The organism is Corallococcus sp. AB049A, from assembly GCF_003668885.1.
In the GTDB taxonomy this organism is placed as follows: Bacteria; Myxococcota; Myxococcia; order Myxococcales; family Myxococcaceae; genus Corallococcus; species Corallococcus interemptor.
On record NZ_RAWL01000317.1, the window covers coordinates 1 to 10,388 of the forward strand.

General features: G+C 69.8%; 12 protein-coding genes. 8 read left to right on the forward strand and 4 right to left on the reverse strand.

The genetic code is table 11. The features are described from left to right. The coding region (locus tag D7X55_RS27945) for a sulfite exporter TauE/SafE family protein (RefSeq protein WP_147470233.1) at positions 1–730 on the forward strand (730 nt) is incomplete at its 5' end. Next, positions 727–1,206 carry a hypothetical protein gene (locus D7X55_RS27950; RefSeq protein ID WP_370450125.1) on the forward strand — a complete coding sequence of 160 codons (480 nt, stop codon included), beginning with the start codon at positions 727–729 and terminating at the stop codon, positions 1,204–1,206. The genes D7X55_RS27945 and D7X55_RS27950, both read left to right, overlap by 4 nt. Positions 1,207–1,241: 35 nt before the next feature. Here the strand turns inward: D7X55_RS27950 and D7X55_RS27955 are convergent, their stop codons facing one another. The 3 genes from D7X55_RS27955 to fabF form a co-directional block, all read right to left on the reverse strand. Beyond that, positions 1,242–2,111: a tetratricopeptide repeat protein gene (locus D7X55_RS27955; protein ID WP_121724647.1), complete on the reverse strand. Its 870-nt coding sequence runs from the start codon at positions 2,109–2,111 to the stop codon at positions 1,242–1,244. Between the two features lies 1 nt (position 2,112). Then, complete coding sequence (locus tag D7X55_RS27960; RefSeq protein WP_120552138.1) at positions 2,113–3,720, reverse strand: short-chain fatty acyl-CoA regulator family protein; 1,608 nt, start codon at positions 3,718–3,720, stop codon at positions 2,113–2,115. Positions 3,721–4,036: 316 nt separating this feature from the next. Continuing rightward, positions 4,037–5,287 carry a beta-ketoacyl-ACP synthase II gene (fabF, locus tag D7X55_RS27965; protein ID WP_121724650.1) on the reverse strand — a complete coding sequence of 417 codons (1,251 nt, stop codon included), beginning with the start codon at positions 5,285–5,287 and terminating at the stop codon, positions 4,037–4,039. A gap of 80 nt (positions 5,288–5,367) precedes the next feature. Between fabF and D7X55_RS27970 the strand changes: the two genes are divergently transcribed. The 6 genes from D7X55_RS27970 to D7X55_RS27995 all read left to right on the forward strand — a co-directional run bounded on the left by D7X55_RS27970 (position 5,368) and on the right by D7X55_RS27995 (position 10,047). After that, positions 5,368–5,892, forward strand: coding sequence for a PaaI family thioesterase (locus D7X55_RS27970; RefSeq protein WP_120552139.1), 525 nt, complete (start codon positions 5,368–5,370; stop codon positions 5,890–5,892). Positions 5,893–5,897: 5 nt separating this feature from the next. Then, on the forward strand, positions 5,898–6,530 hold the full coding sequence (locus D7X55_RS27975) for a TetR/AcrR family transcriptional regulator (RefSeq protein ID WP_120552140.1): 633 nt from the start codon (positions 5,898–5,900) through the stop codon (positions 6,528–6,530). Positions 6,531–6,549: 19 nt separating this feature from the next. After that, entirely contained in the window at positions 6,550–7,980 is a 1,431-nt protein-coding gene (locus tag D7X55_RS27980; protein WP_121724648.1) for a hypothetical protein, read from the forward strand. 113 nt (positions 7,981–8,093) lie between these two features. Next, a complete protein-coding gene (locus D7X55_RS27985; protein WP_120552142.1) occupies positions 8,094–8,354 on the forward strand; it encodes a hypothetical protein in 261 nt (86 codons plus the stop codon). A 113-nt stretch (positions 8,355–8,467) separates the two neighbouring features. Further along, positions 8,468–9,316, forward strand: coding sequence for a DUF692 domain-containing protein (locus D7X55_RS27990; protein WP_120552143.1), 849 nt, complete (start codon positions 8,468–8,470; stop codon positions 9,314–9,316). Next, complete coding sequence (locus tag D7X55_RS27995; RefSeq protein WP_121724649.1) at positions 9,313–10,047, forward strand: DUF2063 domain-containing protein; 735 nt, start codon at positions 9,313–9,315, stop codon at positions 10,045–10,047. The genes D7X55_RS27990 and D7X55_RS27995 overlap by 4 nt, the downstream gene beginning before the upstream one ends. On the opposite strand, the gene D7X55_RS28000 is transcribed toward D7X55_RS27995, so the two are convergent. Continuing rightward, on the reverse strand, positions 10,038–10,388 hold a 351-nt coding region (locus tag D7X55_RS28000; protein WP_233610113.1), incomplete at its 5' end, for a hypothetical protein. The genes D7X55_RS27995 and D7X55_RS28000 overlap by 10 nt on opposite strands.

A 10,388-nucleotide genomic window follows, 5' to 3' on the forward strand; every position in this document is an offset into this window, starting at 1 on the left:
GCTCCTGGGCATCGGGGGCGGCATCGTCCTGGTGCCTGTCCTGGTGTTGGGATTCGGAATCCCGCTGGAGCAGGCCGTCCCCGCGAGCCTGATGTGCGTGGTGGCCAACTCCTGCGCCGCCGCCGCCAGCTACGTGGAGAACAAGCTGAGTGATTTGCGGCTGGGGCTCACGCTGGAGCTGGCCACGGTGATGGGGGCCATCTTCGGCGGGCTCGTCGCGGCCTTCGTCGCGGAGGCGATGGTGGCCGTGGTGTTCGGCCTCTTCACGCTCTTCGTCTCACTGCAGATGCTGCTGATGCGCCGCCCCGTCCAGGAGCCGGCGACGGCGGCCAACTACGTCCCCGGCAACTACCCGCTGGGCATCTCCGGCTCCTTCGTGGCGGGCGGGCTGTCCGCGCTGCTGGGCGTGGGCGGTGGCCCGCTGAAGGTGCCGCTGATGACGTACGGCATGCGCGTGCCCTTCAAGGTCGCCAGCGCCACCAGCAACCTGATGGTGGGGGTGACCGGGGCGGCGAGCGTCGCCGCGTACGCGTGGCGCGGCCAATTGAATCTGGGACTCGTCGCGCCGTTGGTCGTAGGGGTGCTGGCCGGAGCATCCGTGGGCAGCAAGCTGATGCTGAAGACGCCGACCGCCGTGCTCAAGAAGCTCTTCGCGGCGGTCCTGCTCATCGTGGCCGGACAGATGTTGTGGAAGGGAGGGGAGGGGTTGTGGCCGAGCGTATGGAAATGAGTGAAGCGGAGCCTGAAATACCCGGTGTCCACCCGTCGATGAGGGTGCCGGAGGCAGGACCACCCCGTCGCAACGCGCAGGCGACGACGGTGGCGCTGGACGCGGAGTTCCCACAAGAGCTGCCGCGGGAACCCATCACCCAGCCGGAGGCGCTCCCACGCGAGCGCCGGGGGGCCCGAAGGCTCGCCGCCGGAGAGCGATGGATTGCCCGCGTGCTGCGCACCGGGGCCATCACCAGCGGGTGCATGTTCGTCACGTCGCTCGCGCTGGAAGCGCTGCCGCGCGACGAGTCCGTGCACGTGGCCATCGACCTGCTGCGCAAGGGCGCGGCGTCCATGCTGCTGGTGACGCCGGTGGCGCGGCTGGCGATGGCGGGAACCCTGCTGGGCCTGCGCGGCGAGTGGCGTTACGCCGCCATCGCCGCGGGCGTCATCGGGTTGCTCGCGCTGGCGGTGGGCGCGGGCTTCCAGGCCTGACGCGAAGCCGGACGCAATGAAGACCGCGCGCGGGGCTACACGCCGCGCGCGGCGAAGTGCGCGAGGACGTTCTTCACCTTCGCGACCTCGTCGTGCTGCTTCAGGTCCTCGTACATGGGCAGCACGGCCTCGAACTGCTCGCGGGCCGCGGCGTAGTCCTGGAGGTAGTAGCAGGACAGCCCCAGGTCCCAGCGCGCGCGGGCCTCGTAGACGTGGTCGTGCAGCTCCCCGTACACGTCCACCGCGCGCAACAGGTGCGGCCGCGCGTTGTCGTGGTGGCCCAGCAGGCCCTCGGACTCACCCAGCAGCAGGTGCCCCAGCGCGAGCGCGTCCGGATCCTCGCCCTGCTCCAGCAGCGGCACGGCCTCCAGGAAGCGCTTGCGGGCGGGCTCGTACTCGCCCTTGGCCATGCGCAGGTCGCCAATGTCCAGGAGCAGCCGCGCGATGCGCTCGTTGTTGCGCGTCTGGCGGTAGAGGATGAGCGCCTCCTGGTACTTCTCCTCGGCGCCGTCCACCTCGCCCATGGCGCGCAGGGACTCACCGATGCAGGCGCGGGTGAGCGCCTCGCCCTCTCGGTCGCGCGACTCGTTGAAGAGCAGGGCGGCGGTGGCCATGTGCTCGATGGCGCCCTTGTGATCCTCGAAGTAGGCCTTCACCACGCCCAGGCCGAAGAGGGCCTGCGCCTGGCCGGCCTTGTTCCCCGCGGTCTTGAAGAAGCCATAGGCCTCCTCGTAGTGCTCGCGGCTCGCGGCGTGGTCCTCCAGCATCCCGTACAGCTCCGCCAGCGCCACCAGCCCCTGGCCTACCTCGGAGGGCGAGCCGGTGATGCGCAGCGGGGCGAGCGCGTTCTTCTGCTTCTGGATGGCGTCGGCGATGTGGGCGCGTTCGTTGTCGGACGGGTGCATGTCAGTTCTCGTGAACCTTGCGGCGGCGGGCGGCCCTGTCCAGCGAATCGTGCTTCTCGCCCCCTTCAGCGCCGTTGCCATCGGCTTCCGCGTTTCCGTTGCGCTCGGCCTTCTCCTTCTCGTGGACCAGCAGCGGGGAGAAGAAGCAGTCCTTCTTCGTGTACTCGTCGAAGGCGAACGCGAAGCGGTAGCTGGCCGCCGCGCGCTGGTTGCAGTCCGTGCGCTCGCAGAAGCGGCAGGAGATGCCGCTGGGGATGGCGTCCTTGCGCAGGTCGTTGGTGGGCAGGCCGTACGCCAGGTACTTCGCGTTCTCCGCGTGCGTGCCCAGGCCAATGGAGTACGCCGTGCCCTTCACGATGGAGCCTTCAATGGGCTGCAGCTGCACCTTCGCGAAGCAGAAGTACGTCGTGCCGTCCGGCATGATGGAGTACTGGCGCGTGATCTGGGACGGGTTCAGGAACGCCAGGTGCACCGCCCACTTCGCGCAGGAGCCGCCGCCGGAAGCGAAGCGGATGCCGGTGCCGCTGTAGCGCTTGGAGATGTTCCCCGCGATGTCCGCGCGCAGGAAGTGGAAGGGCAGGCCCTGGCGCTTGGGGTCGGACAGGTTGCAGATGCGGTGGGCCACCGTCTCGTAGGTGGTGCCGAAGATGTTGGAGAGCAGCTCCACGTCGTAGCGCGTGCGCTGCACCTCCTTGAAGAACTCGCCGTAGGGCAGCATCAGCGCGCCGGCGAAGTAGTTCGCCAGGTTGACCTTGATGAGGCGCTCCGTCTCGCCGTGCCGCATGCGGCCCGCGCCCAGGATGCGCTCCACCAGCTTCTCGCGGTCCATCACCATCAGGCCCATGGACGCGGCCACCTGGAACTTCAGCGGCTGCTCCGTGAGGTCCGGGGACAGCGTGAGCGTGCGCGCGTCCAGGTCCAACCGGCGCACCACGGACGAACCGCTGGCCGCGCGCTCAATCTGGACCTTGAAGTCGAACCGCTCCTCCAGCATGCGGATGAGCTGGCTGCTGGTGAGCTGCTGCTCCAGGCGGAAGTCCCGGCGCAGGCCTTCCGCCTGCTCCTCCAGCTCCGGGAAGTAGTTGCGGTGCTTCTCCAGGAAGTCGCTGACCTCGTCGAAGGGCGAGTAGTCGAAGCGGACGCCCGGCGTCGTGCCGCCCAGCCCGGAGGTGGAGCCCTGCGTGCGCGTGCGCTCCTCCACGTTGAGCTGCGCGAGCACGTTCTCCAGCTGCGTGCGCGTGTTCTTGTAGAGGTTGAACAGCGCGGCGACGGTGCCGGCCAGCTTCGGCTCCGCGGACAGCGACTGGAGCGACTCCGAGTCGATGTCCAGGCTCTTGAGCAGCGGTTCATCCAGCAGCTTCGCCAGGGCCTCGTCCACGCGGCCCTCGCCCAGCGTGGACATGAACTGCTCGGGGTCCTGCTCGAAGTAGCGCAGCGCCTTCCACAGGAGCGGGAAGGGCATCACGCGCTTGCCCTTTTCAATGAGGTTCAGATACGCGGGCGAGACACCCAGGTCCTTCGCGGCGTCCGCCTGCTTGATGTTGCGTTGCAAGCGCAGGCCTCGAAGCTTCAGCCCCACGTTCGCGTTCAGAGCGTTGTCGTTGTTCATGGCTCCAACCCCCGGCGGGCCGCGTTAGAAGGCGCGCTCCAAACGCCGGGTCTCTGGATCCACTCTGCAAACCGATTTACCGATTTGCAATCAACGTTTTCGGATCGCCGCAGCGCTGTCCCGCAGGCGACGCGCGAAGGGTTGACTGCCTCCACCCTGGCCTTACAGGGACGTAATCCCATGTAATCACGGTGCTTTCAGGCGGTCCCGGTGTGCGGCGGTGGCGCCCGGGACCCGCGCTGTCAACCCTTGACTGACGCGCCGCGACAGGCACTGGGGAAAAGTCAGTAAAAAGCGCCAGAATTTTTACAGAGGATTAACGGGACTCAGGGAGCCGCTGGAACACGAGCGCGACGTTGGTGCCGCCGAAGCCGAACGAGTTGCTCATCACGGCGTCCACGCGTGTTTCACGGGCGGTGTTGGGCACGCAGTCCAGGAGGATGCGCGGGTCCTGGTTCTCCAGGTTGATGGTGGGGGGCAGCACGCCTCGGGTGAGGGCGAGGATGCTGATGACCGCCTCCGCCGCGCCGGCCGCGCCGTTCATGTGGCCCGTCATGGACTTGGTGGAGGAGATGGCCAGCTGGTTCGCCGCGTCGCCGAACACCCTGGCGATGCCCTCCATCTCCAGCACGTCGCCGATGTCCGTGGAGGTGCCGTGGGCGTTGAGGTAGCCGATGTCCGCGGGGTTGAGGCGCGCGTCCTTCAGCGCGGCCTTCATCGCGCGCTGGGCGCCCGCGTGGCCGGGCGCGGGCGAGGTGACGTGGTACGCGTCGGAGCTGGCGCCATAGCCGGTGAGCTCCGCGAGGATGCGGGCGCCCCGGGCGCGGGCGTGCTCGTACTCCTCCAGGATGAGGAGGCCCGCGCCCTCGGCGAGCACGAAGCCGTCCCGGTCCTTGTCGAACGGGCGGCTGGCCGCCTGGGGCGCGTCGTTGCGGTTGGACAGGGCCTTCATCGCGGCGAAGCCGCCCACGCCCAGCATGGAGATGGGGGCCTCCGCGCCGCCGGCCAGCGCCACGTCGAACTCGCCGCGCTGGATGCCGCGCATCGCTTCACCGATGGCGTGCGCGCTGGTGGAGCACGCGGAGTTGGTGGACCAGGACGGGCCCTTGATGCCGTGGCGCATGGAGATGTAGCCGGGCGCCATGTTGATGATCATCTGGAGGATGAAGAAGGAGCTGATCCGGTCCGGCCCCTTCTCCAGCGCCTTCTTGTGCGTCTCCTCCAGGCTGCTGATGCCGCCAATGCCGGAGCCCACGACGACCGCCACGCGCTCCGCGTTCTCCTCCGTGATGACCAGCCCGGAGTCCTGGAGGGCCATGTCCGACGCGGCCACCGCGAACTGCGCGAAGCGGTCCATGCGGCGCACCTCGCGCCGCTCGATGTAGTCCTCCGGGTTGAAGCCCTTCACCTCGCCGGCGAAGCGGCAGTCGAGCGCGCTCGCGTCGAAGAGGGTGATGGGGCCCACGCCGCTCCGGCCGTTGACCAGCGCGTCCCAGCTCTTCTCCACGCCAATGCCACACGGGCTGATGAGCCCCATTCCCGTCACGACGACGCGCCGCTGTCCCATCACGAGCTCCTTGACCCCAAGCATTGAACGGGATGGTATTATGAACATCCTTCCATCAGTTCAAGTCCAAGGGAGCCCCGATGAGCGAGCAGGCTGAGAATCCGCGCACGCGGACGGTGACGTGGAGGGACCCCCGGGAGGGCGCCTCCGCGGCGAAGCGGCTGTCGGGGCTGGAGTACCTGCGCGCCATCCAGCGCGGGGAATTGCCGGCGCCGCCCATCGCGGAGCTGATGGGCTTCTCTCCGGTGGAGGTGGAGGAGGGGCGGGTGGTGTTCGCGGTGAAGCCTGGGGAGCACCACTACAACCCCATTGGCATGGTGCACGGCGGGCTGGCCGCGACGCTGATGGACTCCGCCATGGGGTGCGCCATCCACACGATGCTGCCGGTGGGCGCGGGCTACACGACGCTGGAGCTTCACGTGAACTACGTGAAGGGCATCGCGCACGACACGGGACAGCTGTTGTGCACGGGCGAGGTCATCCACCTGGGCGGCCGCGTGGCGACGGCGCAGGGGCGGCTGGTGGACGACAAGGGCACGCTCTACGCGCACGGCACCACGACGTGCATGGTGTTCCGGCCGCCGGGCGCGGGCGGCAAGGAGTAGGGGCGATGCGCTACACCGCTGAACACAAGCAGGCCACGCACGCGCGCATCCTCGCGGCGGCGGAGAAGCTGTTCCGCGCGGAGGGCTTCAGCGGTGCGAGCGTGGAGCGGGTGATGCGCGCCGCGGGCCTGACGGTGGGCGGCTTCTACGCGCACTTCGCCTCCAAGGAGTCGCTGCTCGCGGAGTCCCTGCGCGCCTTCATGAACGCGAACCGGACGCGCTGGCTCGCGGGCCTGGGAGACGTGCGGGGGACGGAGTTCCTGGAGCGCTTCGCGCGGCGCTACCTGAACCAGTACGACCGGGACACGGGGGAGACCGCGTGCATGATGCCGTCGCTCCTGTCGGACCTGACGCGCGCGACGCCGGAGGTGCAGGCCGCGTTCGGGCGGGGGCTGGAAGAGCTGGTGGGCCAGGCCCAGGTGCAGCTGCCCGCGCGCGAGGGCGCCACGCCCCGGCAACAGATGCTGGCCACGGTGGCGCTGTGCTTCGGCGCGATGACGCTCGCGCGGGCCACCGCCACGCAGCCGCTGGCGGGAGAGATTCTGGACGCGGCGCGCGCGCTGCTCGCCGCGGGGGAGGTGAAGAAGGACTCGCCCCGGAAGCGCCAGGCTGGCGCCGCGCCAAAGAAGCCCCACTGAGACAGACCGAGGGGACGCAATGAAGACGTGGATGACTCGCGCGGGGCTGCTCTGCCTCGCGTTCATGCTGGGGGCCTGTGCCTCCTCGCCCCTCGCGGCTCCGTGGGACGAAGCGGAACCCCTCCGCTACAACATCCTCTACACGAACGACCCCACGCCGCGCCTGAACGTGGAGGTCTTCCTCCCACGGTCGTTCCAGGGGTCGGTTCCGCGGGCGTATCCGCTCAACTTCCTCTTCCGGCAGCCGGGGCGGGTGGAGTCCCTGGTGGCCACGGCCGAGGATGGCACCCGGTTCGAGTTCTTCCCCCAGACGGGCGGCGCGGTGCAGGTCCCCAGGGGGACGCGCGTCATCCGCTATCACTACCCGTTGGCATTCTCCCGTGGGGGCGGCGGCCGGCACCTGTTCGGAGGCATGGGGGAGGGGGACGCGTGGCACGTGGCCGGCAAGGCCTACCTGCTGACCCCTCGCGAGGTGACTCCCGACATGCGGGCGGACCTCACCGTGTCCGGCACGGACGCGCTCCTGCCCTGGCAGCCCGATGACAAGGGCGTCTACCATCTGCGCGGCGAGGACCTCATCGACGCGGGCTTCCACGCCTTCGGCGGCAGGCGGTGCCAGGCGCACGTCGGCGAGTCCGTGCTGGAGGTCGCGCTGCTGGGCCGCTTCACGCACCTGAAGGACGCGGAGGTCTGCGCGTGGCTCGAACAGGCCGGGCGTGAAGTACTCACCGTGCGCAAGGCGTTCCCGTACCCGCGCATCACCGTGCGCGTCGTGCCCATCCCCGGCAAGTCCACGCCCGGCGACTTCGGCATGACCCAGTGGAGCTCACCGCCCAGCATCTCCATCCTCGTGGGCCAGGACGCCACCGCCGCGTCCTTCTCCCGCGACTGGGTGGCCATCCACGAGCTGCTGCACCTGACGCATCCCCCGTTGGTGCCGCGGGAGGCCTGGCTCACCGAGGGGCTGGCCACCTACTACACGGAGCTCGCGCGCGTGCGCTCCGGACGCCAGACGTCCCAGCAGGCCTGGCAGGAGCTGGCGAACGGCTTCGCGCGAGGCCAGGCCGCCGCGCGCTCACGCCCCATGAAGGAGGTCGTCGCCGAGGAGGGGAACTACATGGGCATCTACTGGACCGGCGCGCTCTTCGCGCTCCATCTGGACGTGGAGCTGAGGCGCGTGACGAACGGCCGCGCGCGTCTGGATGACGTGCTTGAACTGCTCGCCACGCGGGGCCCCACCGCGACGCTCAAGAGCTTCGGAGAAGCCGTGGACACGGTCGCGGGCCAGCCGCTGTTCGACGCGCTGCTCGCCCGCCACCTGCCGAAGCCTGCCTTCGCGGAGCTGAAGCCTTTGCTGGAAGACCTTGGCGTCAAGATTGACCCAGGTGGCGTCCAGCTCCATGCTGCGCCGGGCAGTGCGTTGCGTGAAGCACTGGACGTCGCGCCGTAACCGATTCCTGGATGTCGCGTATCGCATGCATCCGCGAGGTTCGCGGCATTCGTAGATGAGGTCCGTTGTCCCCCCGTAGTCACACCCCCACGCGGTACGAAAGGAAGCACCCCATGAACGTGAAGGCTCTTGCGGCGGTTGTCGGCACCCTGTCCCTCGGCGCGCTGGCCACCGGCTGTGCGTCCAACAAGGCGGCCGAGGGCAGCAAGGTGCACGCCGCGACGCCGGGCGCCCCCGAGGCCTCCGAGTCCAGCGCGGCCCCGGCCGACGGTGCTGCTCCCGCCGCCGCCCCCGCCGCGACCCCGGAGAAGGGCGCCGAGGGCAGCTGCGGCGCCGGCTCCTGCGGCGCCGGTTCCTGCAGCGGCAAGAAGTAGTCATCCCCTCGGGAGGGCCTGCGCGTCAGGTCTCCTCCCAGGCTCGCGGGCGGCGGGAAGCGTTCTTCCTGCCGCCCGTGTTGTATCCACCCGTCTCACAGGAGAAGCGCCGCATGCCGTCCCCCCGCTACGCAGAGCGCCATGGGTTGAAGCCACTGGGGGCGGGCATCGGGCTGCGACGCGACTTCTACGAAGCGCTGCCGCGCACGGCGCGCGCGCTGGACTGGGTGGAGATCATCCCGGAGAACTTCCTCACGCTGGGCGGCCGCTCCCAGCGCGCCCTGGACGCGTGCCGCGAGCGCTGGACGCTGCTGCCGCACGGCGTGGGCCTCAACATCGGCGGGCCGGACGCGCTGGATGACGACTACGTCACCCGCCTGGCCGCGCTGGTGAAGCGCCTGGACGCGCCGTTCTTCTCGGACCACCTGTGCTACTCGCGCCTGGGCGGCGTGCACCTGCATGACCTGTTGCCGCTGCCCTTCACGGAGGCCGCGGTGGAGCACGTGGTGCCGCGCGTGCGCGAAGTCATGGCGCGAGTGGAGCGCCCCTTCCTCCTGGAGAACCCCAGCTACTACGCGGCCATGCCGGGCGGCACGCTGAAGGAGGCGGACTTCCTGCGCCAGGTGGTGGAGGCCGCGGACTGCGGCCTGCTGCTGGACGTGAACAACGTCTGGGTCAACGCGAAGAACCACGGCTACGACCCGCGCGCCTTCGTGGACGCGCTGCCCCTGGAGCGCGTGGTGCAGATCCACCTGGCCGGCCACGACGTGCGCGAGACGGTCCTCGTCGACACGCACGGCGACCGCGTCTGCGACGACGTATGGGCGCTGTACCGCTACACGCTGGAGCGCACCGGCCCGGTGTCCACGCTGATGGAGTGGGACCAGGGCATCCCGTCCCTGGACGCCGTGCTGGACGAGGCCGACCTGGCGCGCGCCGTGCTCGCGGAGGGTGCGCGATGAAGCCGTCGCTGAAGCACTTCTTCGACAGCATGGACGCGTACCTCGCCGGGCCGCCGGGAGCGGAGGGCCTGTTGAAGCTGTCCGCGTCGCACCCGGGCTGGAACGTGGATCCGGAGCGCATGGCGCTCTACGGCCAGTTCGTGCGCGGCCACGTGCGCTCCACGCTGGAGAAGCTCTTCCCGCTGACGCGCAAGGCGCTGACGCCGGAAGCGTGGGACACGCTGGTGGATGACTACACCCGCACGCGTCCCGCGCGGCACTACGAGCTCAACCGCCTGGGCGAGGGCTTCGCGCCCTTCGTCGCGGACGCCGCCACCCCAACGGGACTGCCGCCGTTCCTGCCCGCGCTCGCGCGCTTCGAATGGACGGACTTCGCGGTGTTCGCCTCCGAGGAGGACCTCCCGGACGCGGTGGACCGCCTGACGCCCAACCCCACGCTCATGGTGCTGGAGCAGCCCTACCGGCTCTGCGCGTTCGTGCGGTCCCGGGGCGCGGAAGCAGCGCCCGTGGAGGGCGAGGAACTGGCGCTGCTCTGGCGCCACCCGGAGCGGCTGGTGACCTTCTACATGGAGGCCACTCCGCCCGCGCTGCTGGTGCTGAAGATGGCCGTGGAGGGCCTGTCGGAAGAGGCCGTCGTCCAGGCCACGGGAATGTCCGCGCAGGACGTCCACGCGGAGGTGGTGCGCTTCGCGAAGGACGGCCTGGTGCTGCTTCCCGCGCGTCAGGTGTAGGGATTCGGGGGAGGCGTCCCCGGGGGCCCGATGGGGATGCCGGCCCGCCGGAGCATCCGCAGGAACTCGAGCATCGTCCCGACGACGACGCCGCGGCCTCCAGTCGTCCCGCTCGGGTCTCCCTTCGCCGTGTGCGGATTGCCCACCAGGCTCTGGGTGGGCTGCGGGGCGGAGAACATCGCCACCCGGTTCGGATCAAAGACATCCACGACGACGCCCTGGCCGCCCGGCCCGGAGGGATCCTGGCGCACGTGTCCGCTCTTGGGCGGCTGGAGGCCGCCGTGTCCCGGACGCACGCGGTTCGGCGTGACGGGCGGGCAAGGGGGGAAGGGCTTGAGGCG